General features: G+C 70.8%; 17 protein-coding genes and 1 pseudogene. 9 read left to right on the forward strand and 9 right to left on the reverse strand.

Annotated features, from left to right (window positions below):
• Nucleotides 1-20 precede the first annotated feature (20 nt).
• Nucleotides 21-1,589, reverse strand: a complete 1,569-nt coding sequence (locus Q2K20_RS10065) for an FAD-binding protein (protein WP_069389985.1) — start codon at nucleotides 1,587-1,589, stop codon at nucleotides 21-23.
• A 135-nt stretch (nucleotides 1,590-1,724) separates the two neighbouring features.
• Between Q2K20_RS10065 and Q2K20_RS10070 the strand changes: the two genes are divergently transcribed.
• On the forward strand, nucleotides 1,725-2,249 hold the full coding sequence (locus Q2K20_RS10070) for a DUF3253 domain-containing protein (RefSeq protein ID WP_069389987.1): 525 nt from the start codon (nucleotides 1,725-1,727) through the stop codon (nucleotides 2,247-2,249).
• A gap of 148 nt (nucleotides 2,250-2,397) precedes the next feature.
• Nucleotides 2,398-3,555, forward strand: a complete 1,158-nt coding sequence (locus Q2K20_RS10075) for an acyl-CoA dehydrogenase family protein (RefSeq protein ID WP_067713690.1) — start codon at nucleotides 2,398-2,400, stop codon at nucleotides 3,553-3,555.
• An 83-nt stretch (nucleotides 3,556-3,638) separates the two neighbouring features.
• Here Q2K20_RS10075 and Q2K20_RS10080 read toward each other — a convergent pair.
• Nucleotides 3,639-4,211 (reverse strand): annotated as a pseudogene (locus Q2K20_RS10080) (DUF6512 family protein).
• A 140-nt stretch (nucleotides 4,212-4,351) separates the two neighbouring features.
• Between Q2K20_RS10080 and Q2K20_RS10085 the strand changes: the two are divergent.
• On the forward strand, nucleotides 4,352-5,986 hold the full coding sequence (locus Q2K20_RS10085; protein WP_317176785.1) for an HNH endonuclease signature motif containing protein: 1,635 nt from the start codon (nucleotides 4,352-4,354) through the stop codon (nucleotides 5,984-5,986).
• 101 nt (nucleotides 5,987-6,087) lie between these two features.
• On the opposite strand, the gene Q2K20_RS10090 is transcribed toward Q2K20_RS10085, so the two are convergent.
• Nucleotides 6,088-6,504, reverse strand: coding sequence for a cytochrome c oxidase subunit 4 (locus tag Q2K20_RS10090; protein ID WP_067714151.1), 417 nt, complete (start codon nucleotides 6,502-6,504; stop codon nucleotides 6,088-6,090).
• Nucleotides 6,505-6,540: 36 nt separating this feature from the next.
• On the reverse strand, nucleotides 6,541-7,659 hold the full coding sequence (locus Q2K20_RS10095; protein ID WP_317176786.1) for a cytochrome c oxidase subunit II: 1,119 nt from the start codon (nucleotides 7,657-7,659) through the stop codon (nucleotides 6,541-6,543).
• A gap of 229 nt (nucleotides 7,660-7,888) precedes the next feature.
• Here Q2K20_RS10095 and asnB point away from each other — a divergent pair, with 229 nt between their 5' ends.
• Nucleotides 7,889-9,814: an asparagine synthase (glutamine-hydrolyzing) gene (gene asnB / locus Q2K20_RS10100; RefSeq protein WP_067714154.1), complete on the forward strand. Its 1,926-nt coding sequence runs from the start codon at nucleotides 7,889-7,891 to the stop codon at nucleotides 9,812-9,814.
• Nucleotides 9,815-9,832: 18 nt separating this feature from the next.
• On the opposite strand, the gene Q2K20_RS10105 is transcribed toward asnB, so the two are convergent.
• Together Q2K20_RS10105 and Q2K20_RS10110 are read right to left on the reverse strand one after the other, a co-directional pair.
• The gene (locus Q2K20_RS10105; protein WP_159149169.1) at nucleotides 9,833-10,810 is read right to left on the reverse strand and encodes a carbohydrate kinase family protein; all 978 of its coding nucleotides are present in this window, start codon (nucleotides 10,808-10,810) and stop codon (nucleotides 9,833-9,835) included.
• 73 nt (nucleotides 10,811-10,883) lie between these two features.
• Nucleotides 10,884-11,231: a HesB/IscA family protein gene (locus tag Q2K20_RS10110; RefSeq protein WP_067714160.1), complete on the reverse strand. Its 348-nt coding sequence runs from the start codon at nucleotides 11,229-11,231 to the stop codon at nucleotides 10,884-10,886.
• Between the two features lie 166 nt (nucleotides 11,232-11,397).
• Here Q2K20_RS10110 and Q2K20_RS10115 point away from each other — a divergent pair, with 166 nt between their 5' ends.
• Genes Q2K20_RS10115 through Q2K20_RS10125 form a run of 3 tightly spaced genes read left to right on the forward strand, consistent with a single transcriptional unit; the run spans nucleotide 11,398 to nucleotide 14,671 of the window.
• Complete coding sequence (locus Q2K20_RS10115; RefSeq protein ID WP_096905669.1) at nucleotides 11,398-12,099, forward strand: DUF3043 domain-containing protein; 702 nt, start codon at nucleotides 11,398-11,400, stop codon at nucleotides 12,097-12,099.
• A gap of 40 nt (nucleotides 12,100-12,139) precedes the next feature.
• Complete coding sequence (gene cobT / locus Q2K20_RS10120) at nucleotides 12,140-13,888, forward strand: nicotinate-nucleotide--dimethylbenzimidazole phosphoribosyltransferase (RefSeq protein WP_269504622.1); 1,749 nt, start codon at nucleotides 12,140-12,142, stop codon at nucleotides 13,886-13,888.
• A gap of 6 nt (nucleotides 13,889-13,894) precedes the next feature.
• Nucleotides 13,895-14,671 (forward strand): adenosylcobinamide-GDP ribazoletransferase, encoded by a 777-nt coding sequence (locus Q2K20_RS10125; protein WP_269504620.1) that lies wholly within the window; start codon nucleotides 13,895-13,897, stop codon nucleotides 14,669-14,671.
• An 11-nt stretch (nucleotides 14,672-14,682) separates the two neighbouring features.
• On the opposite strand, the gene Q2K20_RS10130 is transcribed toward Q2K20_RS10125, so the two are convergent.
• Complete coding sequence (locus tag Q2K20_RS10130) at nucleotides 14,683-15,774, reverse strand: branched-chain amino acid aminotransferase (protein ID WP_096905672.1); 1,092 nt, start codon at nucleotides 15,772-15,774, stop codon at nucleotides 14,683-14,685.
• Nucleotides 15,775-15,806: 32 nt separating this feature from the next.
• Nucleotides 15,807-16,919 (reverse strand): glycine cleavage system aminomethyltransferase GcvT, encoded by a 1,113-nt coding sequence (gene gcvT, locus Q2K20_RS10135; RefSeq protein WP_061229909.1) that lies wholly within the window; start codon nucleotides 16,917-16,919, stop codon nucleotides 15,807-15,809.
• 142 nt (nucleotides 16,920-17,061) lie between these two features.
• Between gcvT and Q2K20_RS10140 the strand changes: the two genes are divergently transcribed.
• Nucleotides 17,062-18,573: a leucyl aminopeptidase gene (locus Q2K20_RS10140; RefSeq protein ID WP_269504614.1), complete on the forward strand. Its 1,512-nt coding sequence runs from the start codon at nucleotides 17,062-17,064 to the stop codon at nucleotides 18,571-18,573.
• A 29-nt stretch (nucleotides 18,574-18,602) separates the two neighbouring features.
• On the opposite strand, the gene Q2K20_RS10145 is transcribed toward Q2K20_RS10140, so the two are convergent.
• A complete protein-coding gene (locus Q2K20_RS10145) occupies nucleotides 18,603-18,968 on the reverse strand; it encodes an oxidoreductase (protein ID WP_096905674.1) in 366 nt (121 codons plus the stop codon).
• 312 nt (nucleotides 18,969-19,280) lie between these two features.
• On the opposite strand from Q2K20_RS10145, the gene sucB reads away from it, so the two are divergent.
• Nucleotides 19,281-21,605 carry a 2-oxoglutarate dehydrogenase, E2 component, dihydrolipoamide succinyltransferase gene (gene sucB / locus Q2K20_RS10150; protein WP_317176787.1) on the forward strand — a complete coding sequence of 775 codons (2,325 nt, stop codon included), beginning with the start codon at nucleotides 19,281-19,283 and terminating at the stop codon, nucleotides 21,603-21,605.
• The last annotated feature ends 76 nt before the right edge of the window (nucleotides 21,606-21,681 follow it).

Here is a 21,681-nt window from a genome sequence, read left to right on the forward strand (position 1 = left end):
CGCCGGCGCCGGCGCCGTGCTCAGGGAGCGATCGGGAGGGCCTGTCCGGCCATGTCGGCCACCGCCCGGTACGCCATGGTCATCCCGGACCCCAGGGGCACCCCCGGCCCCGGGTAGGCCTCACCGGAGACCGACGCGGACGAGTTGCCGGCGGCGTAGAGACCCGGGATGGGGCGACCGTCCGCGTCGACCGCGGCGCCGTTCGCGTCGATGACCGCACCGCCCTTGGTGCCGAGGTCGCCGAGGACGAGTCGGACGGCGTGGAGCTGGTCGCCGCCGACGGGCCGCAGGCACTGATCGGCCGTGGCGGCACCCAGGAAGAACCGCCCGTACGGGTCCTCGCCGCGGGCGAAGTCGGCGTCGCGCCCCTGCTCGGCGAAGCCGTTGAACCGGTCCACGCTCTCGCGCAACGCGGCGGGATCGAGCCCGGTGGCCTCGGCCAGTTCCTCGACGGATCCCGCGGTGTGCCACAGGCCGGCCCCGCGCAACGCGTCGGGCTCGGGTGCGGGGATACAGATCGCCGGGTAGCCGCCGGCCTCGGCGTCGTCGAACACCAACCAGAACTCGTCACCGGCCCCGTCGGCCATGCGGGCGTGCATCTTGCGCCCCATCTGGTCGTACGGCAGCAGTTCGTTGGCGAATCGCCGGCCGGTGCCATCGACGATGATCCCGGAGCGGAAGCCCAGGGTGAACGCGGCGTGCCCGTTGGGGAACAGCGTGGCGGGGCACCACCAGGACTGGTCGAGCAGGTCCAGCTCCGCGCCGACCTGCTCGAACATGCGGACGGCGTCGCCCGAGCCCGTGGCGGGGTGGGACGACGACCAGTCGGCGGTGGGCATGTCCTGCCAGCGACGGCGGAGGTCCGCCGACCGTTCGAATCCGCCGGCGGCGACCAGTACCCCACGGCGTGCGCCCAGCACCTGCCGGCCGGAGACACCGTTCACGACCACCCCGACGACACGTCCGTCATCGTCACGGACCAGTTCCTCGGCCGCGGTGTTCAGTCGTGTCTCCGCGGTGTCCATCGCGTCGAGAGCGAGCACGAGTCGCGCCACCCAGGCCCTGCCGCCCTCGAGCTTGGTGGTGTCCTCGTCCGCGCCGAACTGGTCGGCCGGAACCGGCGGACGGATGTCGGTCGCCCGGTCGCCGACCTCCTCGCCCTTGATGGGCTTGGGGTAGATGCTCCGGCCGAGTTCCTGGCGCCCCGGGGCGTCGAAGTAGTCGGGGAAGGCCTGGAAGCGGGTCGGGATGCCCAGCTCGTCCTGCAGGAACTCGACGACCTGCGGCCCGGTGTTGAGGAACGCGTCCTGGACGTCGGCGGCGGTGCGGTCCCCCACCACGGCGCGGAAGTAGGTGCGCCCCCGCTCGACGGAGTCCTCGACCCCGTCCCGGGCGAGGACGGAGTTGCCAGGGAGCCACACGGCGCCGCCGGAGTACGCAGAGGTCCCCCCGAAGCGGTCGGTCTTCTCGATCAGGCAGGTCGACAGACCCCGGGCGGCGGCGGCCGCGGCACCGAAGAGGGCTGCCACCCCCGACCCCACGACCACCACGTCGAATTCCGCGTCGAATGTGTTGTCCTGCGCCGTCACGGCAGCCCCTCATCGTCATCCAGCTCTGGTGGAACACGTTCCAGTTTCTGCCGTGACCCTAACACCGGCCCGGTGTGCGACACCCTCGATCGGCGATCGGTGGGGAACGAGGGGGAGGCGGGGCAGGATCTGGGTGTGACCGATCGAGACGACAGCACCGGCGCCGGCGTGGAGCACACCGAGGACGGTCGACACATCGCGGTCGGGGGCCCGCGGTGGCGCGCGACGGATCCGTCCATCCCCGAGAAGCTCCGCTCGGAGCTCGTCCGGGCACTGATGACCGGTCGCCGGCTGGTCAAGACCGAAGGCGATGCCGCCCGGGTGATGGTGCACGACGCCAAGGTCGCGCTCGGTGAGCGCGGCGACCCGTGGTGGGCACCCACCCGGGAGGGGACACGCGATCGACTGGCCGCGACGATCAGGACGCTCCTGCGCTCGCGCGGCCAGGGGTCGACCTGCCCGTCGGATGCGGCCCGGGTGGCGGGTGGGGATCATTGGCGCGACCTCATGCCCGTCGCCCGAGAGGTCGCGTTCGACCTCCGCGAGGAGGGCGTGGTGGCGGTGACCCAGCGTGGCGAGCGGGTCACCGGACGTGAGGTGACCGGGCCGATCAGGCTGATCGCCGACGTCGGCCTGGAATTCACTCCGCCGACGGGGTGACGTCGCGGCGTCGGACGGGCCGGCGGACGGGTCAGAGAGTTCGAATTCTTGTAGGCTACTCACCAGTAGGAGTACACCAACCTGACGCTCCGCTCCCCTCCACGGTGGCCTGCCACCGGAGCAGAACGTCCAACGGAAAGGCACGCACTTGCGCCGCACTGTGTTCAACGAAGACCACGAGGCCTTCCGCCAGACCCTCCGTGACTTCATCGAGTCCGAGGTGACCCCCCACTTCCAGGAGTGGTTCGAGGCCGGCATCGTCCCGCGTGAGTTCTACTACAAGCTCGCCGACCTCGGCCTGTTCGGCATCAACGTCGACGAGGAGTACGGCGGCGCGGGGATCAATTCCCACAAGTTCGAGGCCATCCAGTCCGAGGAGACCGCCCGCGCCGGCGTGAACTTCGGCGGCTCGGGTGTCCACGTACTGCTCGGGCTCCCCTACATCAAGGCCCTGGCGACCGAGGAGCAGAAGCAGCGCTACCTGCCCAAGTTCGTCTCCGGCGAGGAGATGTGGGCGCTGGCGATGACCGAGCCCGGCACCGGGTCCGACCTGGCCGGCATGAAGAGCACCGCCAAACTCTCGGCTGACGGCACCCACTACGTCCTCAACGGTGCCAAGACGTTCATCACCGGCGGCGTCCACGCCGACCGCGTGATCGTGGCCTGCCGTACCGCTCCCCCGCGTGAGGACGACCGCCGCTTCGGCATCTCGCTGCTCGCCGTCGACACCAAGCTCGAGGGCTACGCGGTGGGCCGCAAGCTCGACAAGGTCGGACTCAAGACCTCCGACACGGCCGAGCTGTCCTTCACCGACGTCAAGGTCCCGGTCGAGGACCTGCTCGGCGAAGAGAACCGCGGCTTCTACTACCTCGGGCAGAACCTGCCGTCCGAGCGCTGGGGCATCGCCTACGGTGCGTATGCCCAGGCCGCGGCCGCCGTGCGGTTCGCCAAGGAGTACACGCAGCAGCGCACGGTCTTCGGCAAGGAGGTGGCCTCGTTCCAGAACACCAAGTTCGAGCTGGCCGCGTGCCAGGCCAAGGTCGACGCCGCGCAGGCCGTCGCGGACCGCGCCCTCGAGGCGCTGGACGAGGGCGAGCTCACCGCCGCCGAGGCGGCCTCGGCCAAGCTGTTCTGCACCGAGGTCGCCGCCGAGGTCATCGACCGTTGCCTCCAGCTGCACGGCGGCTACGGCTTCATGAACGAGTATCCGATCGCCCGCCTGTACTCGGACAACCGCGTCAACCGCATCTACGGTGGCACCAACGAGGTCATGAAGTCCATCATCGCCAAGGACATGGGCCTGTAGGTCCCACGACCCCCTGGCTCCGTCGGGCCCCGTCCGCTCCCCGCGGACGGGGCCCGAGTCGTCCGACGGACTCCCTCTGCCCGTCAGTCCCCGGGTGCGGCCTCGTAGTCGGCGTGCCCCTCGACCCCGTATCTGTATGTGATGGGGTCGATAAAGACGTCGGGTTCGGCGGGGGGCCTCAGGGTGAACACCACGTAGGCGGCGACGATGCCCACCAGGTAGAAAACCGAGAGGACGACGACGAGGACGTCCGCCTCCAGTCCGCTGAGCAGGCACACGAAGATCACCTGGGCGAGCGCAATGCACAGGCCGAACACGGCGATGTCCACCCACAGCACATTGCGACCTGCGACGGCCTTGTAGACGAAGACCACCCCGATCATCGTCACCGGGATCGAATAGAGGGCGACAGTGGCCGCGGGCACGAAGGACGGCTGCGAGGCGCCGCCGAGCACGAAGAGGGCCGCGTACAGCACCATGGTCGGCTAGGCGGCGATCTTGATGTGCTCCCAGTAACTCTCGTTGACCGCGGCGAACACGGCCACGACCCGGTTGTGCCCGCTCCAGTCGTAGGCGAAGTGGAGCACCGAGCCGACGACGATGAGCGGGATGATCGCCCACCAACTCACCGAGACGACGGCACCCGTGTCCAACACGGTCTCATCCTCCCACCGACCGGCGCAGTCCGCCGGTCTTCCCAGGTCAGAGCCGTGTGTCGGACCTGCTTGCTAGTGTTTCCCCAATCGAACACACGAGCGATACGGGGTGCGGCACTCGCCCGCCCGAGGGGGTGCACATGCGGGAGGCGACTACCGGGGATGATGCCGGAGCGGTGGCCGGGAGTCCCGCCGTCACCGCCGCCAGCTCCGCGGCCCTGGCCGCGTTGAACGCCGAGAATCGCGCGGCCGCCGCCCGGCTGCGCGCCTGTCACGACCTGTGGGCCACCTGCCGCGAGGAACAGGAACTGCGCGACATCGCCGCCGGCTACGGCCCCGGCCTGGACCAACGCCCCGAACACGCCGTCATCGACCCACTGACCATCGCCACAAGTGAGATCGTCGCCGCCTACGGCGTGCACCACAACCGCGCCCGCAGCCTGCTCACCCTGGCCATCACCCTGGTCACCAAGTTCCCCTGTCTCGTCGAGGCCATGGACACCGGCCACCTCGACGAAGCCACCGCCACCCTGCTCGCACGCCACATGCGCACCGTGGACTCCCTGCACCGCGACGCCGTCCACCGCGAGGTCATCGACTGGCTCCTGGCCGCCCTCGCCGCCGGCAGGCGCCCCGGACGCGACGCGATCCTGTCCCACACCGACCGCATCATCGCCGCCCACGACCCCGACGGCGTACGCCTGCGCCGCACCGCCGCGGTCCGCGAACGCCGCGTCACCCTGCGCCGCGGCCCAGACGGCATGGCCGACCTCACCGCCCACCTCACCGCCACCGAAGCCTCCGCCATCCACACCCTGCTGCAGACCAGGGCCACCGCCCAACGCCACCGCGACACCCGCACCCGCGTCGAGACCACCCGCCGCCACGGCGCCGACGCCCTCGACACCGACACCATCCGCAGCATGGACGAACTACGCGCCGACGCCCTCGTCACCGCCCTCCTCGGCAACCCCAGCACCGACACCGACGCAGGCAGGGGCGCCGGGGCGGGCGGGGTCGCGGGTGCGGGTCACCGCCCGCCGGCCACCCAGATCCGCCCCACCATCACCGTGCTCGCACCCCCCGGCCCCGACGGCGAACCCGAGGTCTACCTCCCCCGAGGCGGCCCGGCCACCATCGACGCCCTCATCGAACTACTCACCCGCAGCACCGGCGCCACCATCACCGTGCCCGACACCGCACCCGGCGCCGCAGACACCCCCCACCACGCCCACCGCTACCGCATCAGCGCCGACCTGGCCCACCGCATCCGCCTACGCGACGGCACCTGCCGCCACCCCGGCTGCTCCGTCCCCGCCGACGCCTGCGACATCGACCACGTCCGCCCCTTCAACCACACAGACCCCACCGCCGGCGGCCCGACCCTCGAAAACAACCTCGCCGCCATGTGCCGCAACCACCACCGCTTCAAAACCTTCCACAACTGGCACTACCAACTCGCCCCCGACGGCACCCTGACCATCACCACCGACACCGGACACACCCTCACCACCCACCCCGACGGACCCCTCGCACGCTGGCGCCACCACACCACCGACACCGACACCGGGGCTGCGACCGACACCAGGGCCGACCCCGACGCCGACATCCCACCCCCACGCCGACCCTGGCTCGACCCCCGACCACAAAGCACCCACTGGTACCGACGCGCCCTACGCCTGGCCGCCGAACGCAAAGCCAACACCATGGCCCCACCACCAGACACCCCACCCGACCACCACCACGACCCCGACCCCGACCCACCACCCTTCTGACCGGCGCGCGGCGAGCCCGGGCCGACACCCTGGTGGCGACAGCACAAAGGCCCGGTGTCGCAGCGTGCGACACCGGGCCCCGGTGGAAGACGGTCAGACGGTCAGTGCTTCTCGCGACCCCAGTGGTACTCGAAGACCAGGCCGCAGGCGGTGATGACCAGCGCGACGGCGCCGCCGATGAGCACCCACCAGTTCCAGAAGGCCGCTCCGTAGCCGATGATGAAGACCGAGAAGGCCACCAGCACGGGCCAGTAGCTGTGCGGGCTGAAGAAGCCGAGCTCGCCGGCGCCGTCGGAGACCTCGGCCTCCTCGAAGTCCTCGGGCAGGGTGCTGATGCGCCGCGCCACGAAGCGGAGGTAACCACCGATCAGCAGGCTCAGGCCGGCCGAGAGCACGAAGGCCGTGGCGCCGACCCACTCGACGCCCGTCCGAGACGTACCGGTGAGGTAGGCGTACGCGATACCCATGACGGCCAGGAAGATAAACAGGGCGTCGAAAATTCGTACTGTTGCGTTCATCGTTCAGGAATCCTTCGCGTGATACCGGGAGAACCGTCAGTTGCCCGACGCGGTCTCGATGATGTTGTTCTGGTCACGGGTATCGCTGCGTCCGGTCTTGAACGGTGCGGTGGAGGTCGAGTACGGGTCCTGGCCGATCGACTCCAGCGCCTCCGCGTTGGACGCGGTCGGGTTGTCCTGACGGAACTGGATGTACTGGGCGAAGGCCTCCGGCGATACCGCGCGCAGCTCGAAGTTCATCATCGCGTGGTAGACACCGCACATCTCGGCACAGCGTCCGACGAACGCACCCTCGCGATCGATCTCCTCGATCTGGAACATGCTCAACTGCTGGTTCTTGCCCGGGTGCGGCATGACGTCGAGCTTGTAGATGAACTCGGGGATCCAGAACGAGTGGACCACGTCGGCCGACGCGAGGCGGAACTCGATGCGCGTGTCGGTCGGCAGAACCAGGACCGGAACCTCCTCGGAGGTACCGACGGTCTCGATGTTGTTGTAGTGGAGGTACGACTTGTCCTCGGCAAGACGACCGTGGATCGGGCCGCCGGCCGCCGGCTCACCGTGGTGACCCAGGGCCTCACGGACCTCGTCGGAGAGCACACCGGCCTCCTCGGCCGCGCGCTGCGCCTCGACGTTGGTGCCGTCCTCGATGCTGGCCCCCGCGACGTCGACCTTGTTGTAGCCGAACTTCCAGTTCCACTGGTAGGCGGTGACGTCGACCTTGACGCCGACCTCCTCCTGCGGACGGAGATCGAGCACCTTGTTCTGCGTGACCACGGTGAAGTAGAAGAGCACGGAGATGATCACGAACGGCGCAGCCGTGTAGATGAGCTCCAGGGGCACGTTGTACGCGGTCTGGCGCGGGAACTCGCCGTCGTCGTTCTTCCGCTTGCGGTGGAACGCCATCGACCAGAAGATCAGGCCCCACACGAAGAAGCCGACGATGAGCGACGTGATGACTGTGCCCGTCCAGAACTCACGGATCGCGACGCCCTCCGGGGTGATCCCGGTCGGGAAGCCGAAGTTCATCGTCTGGTTCCACCACTTGTTGTCGGTGTGGAGGCTACAACCGGACAACAGCAAGCCCAATGTGCCGAGAGACATCGCGAGTGTCGCCCTGCGCGTCCGACGACGCCCGTCACGCTGTTCCACCATCACGCCTTCCTGATCAGCGGCACCGACCACGTGGCCGGGACACCTTAAAAGAGTAGACCACGGCTCTCAGAATGGAAGCCGCGGGTCCGGCAATTCACCCGCCCGCTCCCCCACGCCGTCGGCGGGGGGCCGGAGGGGTTCCGCCGACCAGTAGTATTCGATCGCGTCGCGACCCGCTCGGGCGGGTCACCGCTGACGCCCCGACGACGATGGACGAGGTACCCGACGCATGTGTGGCCTGCTTGGTCTGATCACCCCCGACGGCTCCGCCCGTACCCACGAGGCGCGGGTCCTTGGCGCCATGGGGTGCCAGCGCCACCGCGGCCCCGACGAGGTGGGCACCTGGGTCGACGGCGACATGGCCTTCGGGTTCAACCGCCTGTCGATCATCGACATCGCGCACTCTCACCAGCCGCTCCGCTGGGGTCCGCCCGAGCAGCCGGACCGTTACGCGCTGGTGTTCAACGGGGAGATCTACAACTACCTCGAACTCCGCGAGGAGCTGCAGCGCGAGCACGGTGCCGTGTTCGCCACCGAGGGTGACGGCGAGCCGATCGTCGTGGCGTTCCACCACTGGGGCCCCTCGGCCGTCCGCCGGCTCCGCGGAATGTTCGCCTTCGCGATCTGGGACACCGTCGAGCGTTCGCTGTTCGTCGCCCGGGATCCCTTCGGCATCAAGCCCCTGTACATGGCGACCGGACCCGGCGGAACCGTGTTCGCGAGCGAGAAGAAGTCGGTCACCGAACTGATCGACCTCGTCGTCGTCGACACCTCCCTCGACACCCGCGCCCTCCAGCACTACGTCACCCTCCAGTACGTCCCGGAGGACGAGACCCTCACCCGGGGCGTCCGGCGCCTGGAGTCGGGATGCCATGCCACGGTCACCCCCGGCACCGAGCCCGTGATCCAGCGCTACTTCGAGCCCACGTTCCCCGTCGTGCCCGTCGCCGACGGCGACGCCGAGCGCCGCTACGACGAGATCGCCGCCGCACTCGAGGACTCGGTCGCCAAGCACATGCGCGCCGACGTCACCGTCGGCTCGTTCCTCTCGGGGGGCATCGACTCCACCGCCATCGCCGCCCTCGCGCGACGCCACAACGAGAACCTCCTGACGTTCACCACCGGTTTCGAGCGCGAGGGGTACTCGGAGATCGACGTCGCCGCCGAGTCGGCCGCCGCGATCGGCGTGGAGCACATCGTCAAGGTGGTCTCGCCCGAGGAGTTCGCCGCCGCGATCCCCGAGATCATCTGGTACCTCGACGAACCGGTGGCCGACCCGGCGTTGGTCCCGCTGTACTTCGTCGCCCGCGAGGCGCGCAAGCACGTCAAGGTCGTCCTCTCGGGTGAGGGCGCGGACGAACTGTTCGGCGGCTACACCATCTACAAGGAGCCCCTGTCGCTGGCGCCGTTCGAGAAGGTCCCCGGTGGGATCCGTCGTGCGCTGGGCCGACTCAGCACCCGGATCCCGGAGGGCACCCGGGGCAAGAGCCTGCTGCACCGCGGCTCGATGAGCCTCGAGGACCGGTACTACGGCAACGCCCGCTCCTTCTCCGACGCGCAGGTGGAGGCGGTCCTCCGCGACTACCGACCGGAGTGGAGCCACCAGGACGTCACCGCGCCGATCTACGAGCGTTCCCGTGGATGGGACCCCGTCGCGAGGATGCAGCACCTGGACCTGTTCACGTGGCTGCGCGGCGACATCCTGGTCAAGGCCGACAAGGTCACCATGGCCAACTCCCTCGAGCTACGGGTGCCGTTCCTCGACCGTGAGGTCTACGAGGTCGCGTCGCGGCTCCCCCACACCGAGAAGGTCGCCCACGGCACCACCAAGTACGCACTGCGCAAGGCCCTCGAACGGATCGTTCCCGCCCACGTGCTGCACCGGAAGAAACTGGGATTCCCCGTCCCGACCCGTCACTGGCTGGCCGGGCCGGAGTTGCACGACTGGGCACGCGAGCACGTGGCGGCGTCCGGCACCGACGAGTTCGTGGACAAGGCCGCGGTACTGCGGATGCTCGACGAGCACCGCCGCGGCGAGTCCGATCACAGTCGTCGCATCTGGACCATGCTGTGCTTCATGATCTGGCACGGCATCTTCGTCGAGGGCCGGATCACCCCGGACATCGAGCAGCGCGAGTACCCCGTCCGCCTCTAGCAGGAGGCGGCGGGACGGTCAGGCGGGCAGGAGCGCCGACAGTTCCTCGGCGGCCTCGTCCCCGTAGGCATCGACGAGCCGGCGGCGGGCGGCGGCCGGGTCGATGGTCCACTCCTGCGTGCCCGTGGTCTCCAGGACGTGGGTGGCGATGAGGGCTCCGAACTGGGCGGAACGCTCCAGCGACAACCCGTCCAGGACACCGGAGAGGAAGCCCGCCCGGAACGCGTCGCCGACCCCCGTGGGATCCAGCAGGTTGTCCGACGGGACGATCCCGACCTCGATGGGCTCCGCGCCCTGCTCGACGATCACGACGCCCTTCCCACCCCGGGTGGTGACGCGGGTGCCGACCTTGGCGTCCAGCTCCTCGGCCGACCACCCGGTCTTGTTGAGCAGCAGCTCGTACTCGTATTCGTTGGTGAACAGGTACCGCGCCCCGTCGACCAGCTCACCGGCCGCGTCCCCGTCGAGGAACGCGAGCTGCTGGGAGGGATCGGCGGCGAAGTCCAGACCGAGCTCGCGGCACTCCATCGTGTGGGAGCGCATCGCCGTGGGGTCGTTGGCCCCGATGAGCACGATGTCCGGACGGCCGATCCGCTCGGCCAGGCGAGCCAGCGAGATCGTCGCCGCCTCCCCCATCGCTCCGGGGTAGAACGACGCGAGCTGCGCCATCTCCGAATCGGTCGTGCACACGAACCGCGCCGTGTGCAGCGCGGAGCTGATGTGGACCGCCGAGCAGTCGACACCGTGCCGCTCGAGCCAGTCGCGGTACTCGACGAAGTCCTCGCCCGCCGCCCCCACCAGATGGGGTCGCCGACCCAGGACGCCGAGCGCGAAGGCGATGTTGCCGCCGACCCCGCCCCGGCGGATCTGCAGCGAATCCACCAGGAAGCTCAGCGACACGTGCGCGAGCTGGTCCGGCAGCAACTGCTCGGAGAAGCGACCCGAGAAGGTCATGAGGTGGTCGGTGGCGATGGAACCTGTGATGACGACGGGCATGCCCCAGACAGTAGACGACCCGGACCGATCGGTGATCGGCCCGGGTCGCCCGGTCGTCAGTGCGACCGCGGCGTCAGTTGAACGAGTCGCCGCATGCGCAGGAGCCCGTGGCCTGCGGGTTGTCGATGGTGAAGCCCTGCTTCTCGATGCTGTCGACGAAGTCGATGGACGCACCGGTCAGGTACGGGACACTCATCCGGTCGACGGCGAGCTTGATGCCGCCGAAGTCGTCGACCACGTCACCGTCGAGCGAGCGGTCGTCGAAGAAGAGCTGGTAGCGCAGGCCCGCGCAGCCACCGGGCTGGACGGCGATGCGCAGCGAGAGGTCGTCACGACCCTCCTGGTCCAGCAGGGCCTTGGCCTTGGCGGCGGCTGCCTCGGTGAGCAGTACGCCGGTAGCGGTGTTCTCCGCAGTGGTCATGTCGGTTCTCCTTGCGATCGGAAGAGGGCTTCGGGGGCGTCGTGAAAGGTTCAACGCCCACCGGGGAGTCCTCTATTCCCCGGCACCCGTTCCCCCGCACACGATACGCCTGCTGTCGCCCATGGGTGAATGTCCGGCGCCGGTGTCGATCGCCTAGCCTGGGTGTGTGAAGTTGCGTGCATTCGGCTCCAGAGACGACGAGAGCGGCAAAGGCTCCCCCGCCCCCGAGGGGCGGCCCGCGTCCGCGTCCGCGGATGCGGCTGCCTCCGAGCCCTCCGGCGACCCGCGCCGCCCCGCGGGCAAGGGGAAGCCGACGCCCCGTCGTCGCGACCAGGAGCGCGCCCGCGGGGTGCGCCAGGGTCCGGTGACCGCGCCGGTCACCCGCAAAGAGGCCAAGGAGCGCAAGAAGGCCGCCCAGGCGACCATGACCAAGGACGAGCGTCGGGCCGCCAGGGCCGGCGAGCGCGCCGCGCGCGAGGAGCGCCGCCAGCTCATGATGGAGGGCGACGACCGTTACGTGCTCTCCCGTGACCGCGGAGAGGTCCGCCGGTTCGCGCGCGACTGGGTCGACACCCACCGGCGCCTCATCAACTGGTTCATGCCGCTCGCCCTGTTCGTGATCGTGTTCCAGCTCATCCCGAACCCGACCCTCATGGTCTACAGCCAGACCCTCTTCCTGGTGCTCATCATGGTCGTCGTCGTCGACGGCATCCTCCTCGGACGAACCGTGAACAAGGCGGTCCGCGAGAGGTTCCCGTCCACCGACGACACCGGTTTCGGCATGGGGTGGTACGCCGTCATGCGTGCGACGCAGCCCCGCATGCTCCGCACCCCCCGCCCCCGGGTCCGCCCGGGCGACGCCATCTGACCCGTCCAGAGCCACTGATCCCCGGAAGGGCCTGACCCCCATGCGCCTGCTCGTCCTCGGTGGTATCCGCTCGGGCAAGTCCGCCCACGCCGAGTCGGTGGCCGCGGCCACCGACGACGACGTCGTGTACGTCGCCACGGCCCGGCGCGACCCCGGGGACGACGAGATGGCCGCGCGGATCGAGACACACCGCGAGCGCCGGCCCACCCGGTGGGTGACCGAGGAGACGGAGGACATCGTCCGGGTCCTCGCCGACCACCCGACATCGACGGTCCTCGTGGACGACCTCGGAGGCTGGTTGACGCGTCGGATGGACGCCACACTCGGGTGGACCGACGGGGGTGCCGCGGTCGCGGCGGACCTGGACGCCCTCGTCACCGCTGTCGCCGAGCACTCCGGCACCCTCGTCCTCGTCTCGCCCGAGGTCGGTCTGGGAGTCGTGCCGGACACGCTCTCCGGTCGGGTGTTCGCCGATGTGATCGGTTCGCTCAACCGGCGGCTGGCCGGGGTGTGCGACTCGGCGGTCCTCGTCGTCGCCGGTCGCCCCCTCCCCCTCGAGGCCGTGCACCCGACCGCCGGTGGCGCCACTCGCACCCCGGACGCCCGGACGGGGGCGGCCGCCGTGGCCAGCGGTACGACGGTGGCCGCCGCCGGCGCGCCCGAGGCCGAGGCCGCGGCCGCGCCCCGGGACCTCGATACCGTCCCCCACGACTTCCCCGGCCTGGGCGACGTGTCGTACTACGACGACCCCGTCGCCTTCCCCCCGGTTCACCCGCCGTCCCACTCCGTCGCCGAGGAGGCCCGCGCCCGGCATCTCACGTTGACCAAGCCCGCGACGTCCCTAGGTCGGCTCGAGGAGCTGAGCGTGTGGGTCTCCTCGTGCCAGGAGGCGTGCCCGCCCCGACCGCTCGACCGCGCCAGGGTGGTGGTGTTCGCCGGTGACCACGGCGTCGCCGAACACGGGGTGTCCGCGTTCCCGCGCGAGGTCACGCTGCAGATGGCCGACAACATCGTCGGCGGCGGCGCGGCGGTGTCCGTCCTCGCCCGCATGGCCGGCGCCACGGTCCGGGTGGCCGATATGGCGATGTCGGCCGAGCGTCCCGGAGGGCTCGACGACCACAAGATCCGCCGCTCCAGCGGGTCGATCGACAGGGAGGACGCCCTGACCCCCGAGGAGGTGCGGGCCGCGATCGCCGCCGGACGCCGTATCGCCGACGAGGAGGTCGACTCCGGGGCGGACCTGCTCATCGCGGGCGACCTCGGCATCGGCAACACCACCCCGGCCACCGTGCTGACCTGCCTCGTCACCGGTCGGGAACCGGTCGAGTTGGTCGGCCGCGGAACCGGCATCGACGACGAGGGCTGGATGCGCAAGACCGCCGCGATCCGGGACGCCATGTTCCGGGCGTCCGGCGACCTGCGGGACCCCGTGGCCATGCTGCGCAAGGTCGGTGGTGCAGACCTCGCCGCGATGGCCGGATTCCTGGCCCAGGCGGCGATCCGGAAGACCCCGTGCCTGCTCGACGGGTCCGTGGTCACCTCCGCCGCGCTCATGGCCGAGGCGATGGCACCCGGTTCCCGCCAGTGGTGGGCGGCCGGCCACCGCAGCGCGGAGCCCGCCCACACCGCCGCGCTGACGTACCTGTCCCTCGACCCGATCCTCGAACACTCGATGCGTCTGGGTGAGGGAAGCGGGGCCGTCGCCGCCCTGCCCGTCGTCCACAACGCAGTCGCGATCCTCACGCAGATGGCGACCTTCGCCGACGCCGGGGTCGCCGGCAAGGACTGACGACCCGTGCTCGCCGCGGTCCGACTCGCGTTGTCGTGGATGACGGTGCTGCCCGTGGGGCGACCGGGTGTCCCCGACTCCGCGGCGGCCGGCCGGGCGATGACGGCGATGCCCGTCGTCGGCCTGGTGTGCGGCGTCGTCGCGACCGCACTGGCCCACGGTGTGCACGCGATGGGGGCCGGCGCGCTGCTGTCCGGGGTGATCGGGGTGGCGGTCGTTCTGGCCCTCACCCGCGGGATGCACGTGGACGCGCTGGCCGACACCGCGGACGGACTCGGGTCGTACGCCGGCCCGGATCGCGCACTGGAGATCATGCGGTCCGGGTCCGTCGGGCCGATGGGGGCCGCCGTCCTGGTGTTGGTTCTGCTCGCCGAGGTGGCAGCGTTGGGCACCCTGGTCGACTCGGGGGCCTGGCTCGCCCCGGTCGCCGCCGTCGTCCTCTCGCGGTGCCTACCGGCCGTCCTGCTGCGCCGGGGCGTCCCCGCGGCGTCGCCGACCGGCTTCGGCGCGCTCGTCGCCGGCTCCCAGTCCCGCGTCGCCGTGGTGGTGACCGGACTGGTGTGTGCGGCCGCGGGCGCCGCGCTGGCGGGGTCAGGGTGGTCCGCCGCCACGTGGTGGGCCCCCGCGGCCGGCGCCGTGGCGGGCGTCGCCGCCTACGGCGCCGCGGCGGGCTTCGGCCGACACGCGGTCCGCCGGTTCGGCGGGATCAGCGGGGACGTCCTCGGAGCGGTGATCGAGACGGGCACCGCCGCCGCGCTGGTGGCGGCGGTGCTCCTGCTCTGACGGGGCGCGGCTCAGACCAGCGTCGTCATCCAGCCGAACGGGTCCTCCACGGACCCGCGCTGAATGCCGGTTAGCGTCTCGCGCAGCCGCATGGTGATCGCCCCCGGCCCGCCGTCACCCACCGTGTAGCCGCCGCCGGAGTGCTGCACGGACCCGACGGGGGTGATGACGGCGGCGGTGCCACACGCGAACACCTCGGTGATCTCGCCGGAGGCCACGCCCGACTCCCACTCGTCCACCGAGACCTTGCGCTCGGTCACGGGGTAGCCGAGGTGGCGGGACAACTGCAGGAGACTGTCGCGGGTGACGCCCGGCAGCAACGAGCCGGACAGTTCGGGGGTCACGATCTCGGCGGAGTCGCCGGAGCCGAGGACGAAGAACAGGTTCATCCCGCCCATCTCCTCCACGTACTTCCGCTCGATCGCGTCGAGCCAGACCACCTGGTCGCATCCTTTGGCCGCGGCCTGCTCCTGGGCGCGCAGCGAGGCGGCGTAGTTGCCGCCGAACTTGGCGGCGCCGGTGCCGCCGGGGCTGGCGCGCACGTACTCGGTGCTCAGCCAGACGCTCACGGGGGCCACGCCGCGGGAGAAGTACGCGCCGGCCGGGGAAGCGATCACCGAGTAGAGGTATTCGTCGGCCGGCCGCACGCCGAGCCCGGTCTCGGTGGCGATCATGAAGGGCCGCAGGTAGAGCGCCTCCTCACCGCCGGCGGCGGGCACCCAGTCGCGGTCGATCGCCACGATCTGCCGCAACGACTCCATGAACAGCTCTTCGGGCAGCTGCGGCATGGCGAGGCGCTCCGCGGAGCGGTTGAAGCGGGCGGCGTTCTGCTCGGGTCGGAACGAGGCGATGGAGTCGTCGGCCTGCCGGTAGGCCTTGAGGCCCTCGAAGATCGTCTGCGCGTAGTGCAGGACCACGGCGGACGGGTCGATGGACAGGGGGGCGTACGCCTCCACGACCGGGGTGCCCCACTGCCCGTTCGAGTACGGGAGGGTGACCATGTGGTCGGTGAAGTGCTTGCCGAAGCCGGGGGCGGCGAGGATGGCCTCGCGCTCGGCGGTCGATCTCGGCGAGGCGGACGGACGGACGTCGAACTCGGACATTGCGGGTCTCGTTCCTGGAGGAAGGGGGCGGGTCAACGGGTGCGGATCTCGATGAGCGGGGGTACCGCGAGGCGGCACGGTACCTCTCGTCCGCGTACGTCGACGACGACCTCGTCGCCCTTCTTCAGACCCGCGTCCAGCTCGATGAACGCGAGCGCGATCCCCGTCTTGAGGGTCGGTGAGAACGTGCCGGAGCTGGTGACGCCCACGTCGCGTCCACCGGCGCGCACGGTCTGTCCGGCGCGCGGGATCCCGCGTCCGGTGACCTCGAGCGCGTACATGCGGCGGGCGGGGCCGGCCTCCTTCTGACGCAGCAGTTCCTCGCGCCCCCAGAAGGCGGGCTTGTCCCAGCCGATGGCCCAAGCGCAGCGCGCCTCGAGCGGGCTGAGGTCCACGGACAGCTCGTTGCCGTGCAGCGGGTAGCCGGCCTCCGTGCGCAGCGAGTCGCGGGCACCGAGACCGCACAGGGCACCCTCGCGGGACAGCACCTGCTCGGCGAGCGCGTCCCAGATCGGGCCGGCCTCGTCCCAGGCGGGCAACACCTCGAAGCCGTACTCGCCGGTGTACCCGGTACGGCAGACCCGCACGGAGTGTCCGTTCCAGCCGGCGTCGACGTACGCCATGTAGTCGAGGTCGGTCGGCAGCCCCACCGCCTCGAGCACCTCTCCGGCGAGCGGGCCCTGGACCGCGATCACGGCGCGGGAACGGTGTTCGTCGGTGACGGTGACCCCGGGCGCCCGCTCGGCGGCGGCTGCCTGCATCCGCCGGACCACCTCGGCGGTGTTGGCGGCGTTGGGGATGAGGAAGATCTCGGAGTCGGAGACCCGGTAGGCGATGAGGTCGTCCACCACTCCCCCGGACTCGTCGCAGCACAGCGTGTACTGGGCGCTGCCGGCGGCGATCCGGTCGAGGTCGTTGGTGAAGCACGAGTTGACGAACTCCGCGGCGCCCGGGCCGGTCACGAGCGCCTTGCCGAGGTGGCTGACGTCGAACAGCCCGACGGCCGTGCGGGTGGCGGTGTGTTCGGCGACGGTGCCGGCGTACTGCACCGGCATCGACCAGCCGCCGAACGGGGCGAAGGTGGCGCCGGCCTCCACGTGGCGGGAGTGCAGTGGTCCCTCGTGAAGGTCCCCTGTGTCTGTCATGTGGCCACTCCTCGCGCTCTTCGGTCCGGCTGCCTGCCCACGTTAGTCGATAGACTATGGTGCCCTCGCCGTGGCGGTCCCGCCGCGTCGTCCGGGCATCACGACCCTTCCCGTACGTCCCGCCGACCCCCAGGAGCGCTTCATGCCGACCGCGCAGTCGATCCTCACCCACAGCCCTGATCTCGCCCCGATCGAGGCGGTCACGACGCCGGTGGACGCCGACGTCGTGGTGGTCGGTATCGCGGCCGATGCCGGGGCCGGAGAGGATGCGGCGCCCGTCGTCGTCGCCCCCGGCCTGGAGGGTGAGGCCACTGCGGCGCTCGCCGCGGTCGCGCGCTCGGTGGGCGCGTCCACCAAGGTCGCCTCCACCACCCGTGTCCCGGCGCCGGACGGTGTGTCGGCCGGGTCCGTGGTGCTGGTGGGGCTCGGGTCCTCCGACGACAAGGTGTCCGACGAGTCCCTGCGCCGCGCGGCCGGCGCCGCCGCGCGCGCCTGCCGCGGACTCGGGTCCGCCCTGGTGTTGCTGGACGCCGAGCGCGCGGAGCCGGTGGCCCTGGGAGCGGGGCTCGGATCGTTCCGCCCGGCCAAGGTCACCTCCAAGAACGACGACGACGAGAACAGCGATTCGCTGAAGGTATTCGTCGCCGAGGGCGGCGCCGACGCCGTGACCCGCGCCGCCACCGTCGCCGAGTGTGTCGGGCTGGCGCGCGATCTGGTCAACACCCCGCCCAACCTGCTGTTCCCCGGATCGTTCGCCGACCGGGCCGCCGAACTGGCCCGCGACGCCGGTCTGGAGGTCGAGGTGCTGGACGAGGAGGCGCTCACCGAGGGCGGCTACGGCGGCATCCTCGCCGTCGGCGGCGGCTCGTCCCGCGGCCCGCGCATGGTGCGGCTCACCCACCGGGGCGCCGAGGGTCGACCCACCGTGGCCCTGGTGGGCAAGGGCATCACCTTCGACACCGGCGGCATCTCCATCAAGCCGGCCGCCGGCATGGAGCAGATGACCATGGACATGGGTGGCGCCGCGGCCGTCGTCGCCACCGTCATCCTCGCCGCGCGGCTGGGCTTGGATCTCACCGTGGTGGCGACCGTGCCCATGGCGGAGAACATGCCGTCGTCGACGGCGTACCGGCCCGGCGACGTGTTGACCATGTACGGGGGCACGACCGTCGAGGTGAAGAACACCGACGCCGAGGGGCGGCTCATCCTGGCCGACGCGATCGTCCGCGCCTGCGAGGACTCCCCGTCCCATCTCATCGACACCGCCACCCTCACCGGTGCGCAGATGGTGGCGCTGGGCAAGAAGACCCCGGGTGTCATGGGAACCGAGGACTTCCGCGACCGGGTGGCCGACCTCAGCCGGTCGGTCGGCGAGGGCGGGTGGCCGATGCCACTGCCCGAGGAGTTGCGTGCCGGGCTGGATTCCGAGGTGGCCGACCTGACCCACGTCACCCCGCACCGGTGGGGCGGCATGCTCTCGGCCGGACTGTTCCTCTCCGAGTTCGTCGCGGACGGCGTCGAGTGGGCGCACATCGACGTGGCCGGCCCCGCCTACAACGACGGTGGCCCGGAGGGGTACCTGCCCAAGGGCGGAACCGGGGTGCCCGTGCGGACCATGCTCGCCGTCCTCGAGGACATCGCCGCCGGAGCCTGAGTCGGCCGCGGGCGGCGGGGTCAGCGCGGCTAGCCCCCCTCCGGTTCGCGCAGCCGGTCGCGGAGGCGCTCGGCCCGCTCGCGCCGCTCACGCTTGATGCGGACCTCCTCGTAGTCGCGCATCCGTTGGGGGTAGCCCTGGACGGCGGCGTCGAACAGGGGCAGCTTCAACTGCGCGGCGAGTTTGCGCGCGGTGGCCACGTCGCCGACCGGCCTGCGGGTCCATTCGCCGTCGAAGGCCACCAGGCACAGGCCGGGGACCGAGACGAGGGTTTCCGGCTCGAGATACGCCTCCACGCCCACGCGGGTGCGGCACCACCGGCGCAGGTGGTCGAGATCGGCCGGATCCGCCGGGACCCGAGGCCCACGACGCCCGAACAGGTCACGGATACCCACCGTCGGTCCTTCCGTCGGGCCCCCGTACGGGGTGAGGGCCGCCTATGGGACACGATCGTACCGACGCCCGACGCCCGTCACGCTGCGGGCGACCGGCGAATCGGGCACCGGCCGGGGTCGGGATCGGCACGTCCGCCGACGCCGAGAGGTGGCAGAGGGCACAATGGACGACGATCCTGGGTGGGGGCGCCACCGCGCATCCGGCCCCGGATCGACACGACGAACAGATAACTCACACCCACGACGCCGCTCACGCGGGCGCGGACCGCGCTTGCTGGCAGCGAATGAGAACTCTTGAGGAGTCACGACACCATGGCCTTCTCCGTACAGATGCCGGCTCTCGGTGAATCCGTCAGCGAGGGCACGGTAACCCGCTGGCTCAAGAAGGAGGGGGACACGGTCGAGGTCGACGAGCCGTTGCTCGAGGTCTCCACCGACAAGGTCGACACCGAGATCCCGTCGCCCGCCGCCGGCACGCTGAAGAAGATCGTCGCCGATGAGGACGAGACGGTCGAGATCGGCGGGGAACTCGCCGTCATCGACGACGGCTCGGGCGGGTCCGACGACTCGGACGAGTCCGACGACGACTCCGGCTCCGGCTCCGCCGATGATGCCGACGACTCTGACGACGAGGCCGACCAGGCCGACGATTCCGCGGACGACGAGCCCGCCGAGGAGCCCGCCCCGGCCAAGAAGTCCTCCGGAGGCGGGGGCGGCGGCAAGGGCACCGACGTCGTCATGCCCGAACTCGGCGAGTCCGTCACCGAGGGCACCATCACCAAGTGGCTCAAGTCCGTCGGCGACACCGTCGAGGTCGACGAGCCCCTGCTCGAGGTCTCCACCGACAAGGTCGACACCGAGATCCCCTCCCCCGTCGCCGGCACCCTGCAGAAGATCGTGGCCGAGGAGGACGAGACCGTCGACGTCGGCGCCACCCTCGCCGTCATCGGCGACGGCGATGCCGGAAGCGACTCCGACGACGACTCCGGCTCTGACTCCGCCGATGAGGCCGACGACTCTGACGATCAGGCCGACGAGGCCGACGAGTCGGATGCCGCGGACGAGCCCGCGGACGACGAGCCCGCCGAGGAGCCCGCCCCGGCCAAGAAGTCCTCCGGAGGCGGGGGCGGCGGCAAGGGCACCGACGTCGTCATGCCCGAACTCGGCGAGTCCGTCACCGAGGGCACCATCACCAAGTGGCTCAAGTCCGTCGGCGACACCGTCGAGGTCGACGAGCCCCTGCTCGAGGTCTCCACCGACAAGGTCGACACCGAGATCCCCTCCCCCGTCGCCGGCACCCTGCAGAAGATCGTGGCCGAGGAGGACGAGACCGTCGACGTCGGCGCCACCCTCGCCGTCATCGGCGACGGCGATGCCGGAAGCGACTCCGACGACGACTCCGGCGATTCCGGCTCCGACTCCGACGAACAGTCGGCCGAGGAGCAGAACGCCACCGACGCCAAGGACGAGGGCGTGGACGCCTCCGACGAGGACGAGGTCCCCGAGGACACCCCCGAGACCGAGAAGAAGGCCGCCGCCAAGGCGGAGTCCGGGTCCGGGTCGACGTCCGGGAAGAAGGCCGAGCAGAAGAGCGAGAAGAAGGCCGCGAAGCCGCGCGGGTCGGAGAAGTCCGACAGCGGGCCCTCCGGCGACCTGCCCGAGCGGGCCGAGCCCGCGGCGGCCGCCAAGTCCGGCAGCTCGCCGTACGTCACCCCGCTCGTGCGCAAGCTCGCGCAGGAGCACGGCGTCGACCTGGACTCGGTCAAGGGCACCGGCATCGGCGGCCGGATCCGTAAGCAGGACGTCCTCGCGGCGGCCGAGGGCTCGGGTTCCGACTCCGGTTCCGAGGCCCCGGCCGAGGAGAAGGCGCCCAGCGGCGGCCCGTCGAAGGCCGGCGTCCGGCCCGAGCTCGCGGAGCTGCGCGGCACCACCAAGAAGGCCAACCGGATCCGCAAGATCACGGCGCAGAAGACCCGTGAGTCGCTGCAGCAGACTGCTCAGCTCACGCAGGTCTTCGAGGTGGACATGACCCGGGTGGCGCAACTGCGCTCGCAGATCAAGGAGCAGTTCGCCGACAAGCACGGCGCCAAGCTCTCGTACCTGCCGTTCTACGCCAAGGCGGTCGTCGAGGCCCTGGTGTCGCACCCGAACGTCAACGCGTCGTACGACGAGAAGACCAACGAGATCACCTACCACGGGTCGGTGAACCTCGGGATCGCCGTGGACACCGAGGCGGGGCTGCTCTCCCCGGTCATCCAGAACGCGCAGGACCTGGACATCCCGGGGCTGGCCAAGGCGATCATCGACCTGGCCGAGCGGGCGCGGGCGTCCAAGCTCACGCCGGACGACCTCCAGGGCGGCACGTTCACCATCACCAACATCGGCAGCGAGGGGGCCCTGTTCGACACCCCGATCCTCGTCCCGCCGCAGGCGGCGATGCTCGGCACCGGCGCGATCGTGCGGCGGCCCGTGGTGGATGCCGACGCCGACGGCGAGTCGATCGCCATCCGGTCGATGGGCTTCATGCCGCTGACCTACGATCACCGCCTGATCGACGGCGCCGACGCCGGCCGCTTCCTCACCACGGTGAAGGACCGGTTGGAGAAGGCCGAGTTCGACGGTGACCTCGACCTGTGAAGCCGGCTGATCGGTAGGTTCCGCTGAACCCCGCGACGGGCGTCCTCCTTCACGGAGGGCGCCCGTCGTCGTCGTC

The organism is Dietzia sp. IN118 (assembly GCF_032905965.1).
Classification (GTDB): domain Bacteria; phylum Actinomycetota; class Actinomycetes; order Mycobacteriales; family Mycobacteriaceae; genus Dietzia; species Dietzia kunjamensis.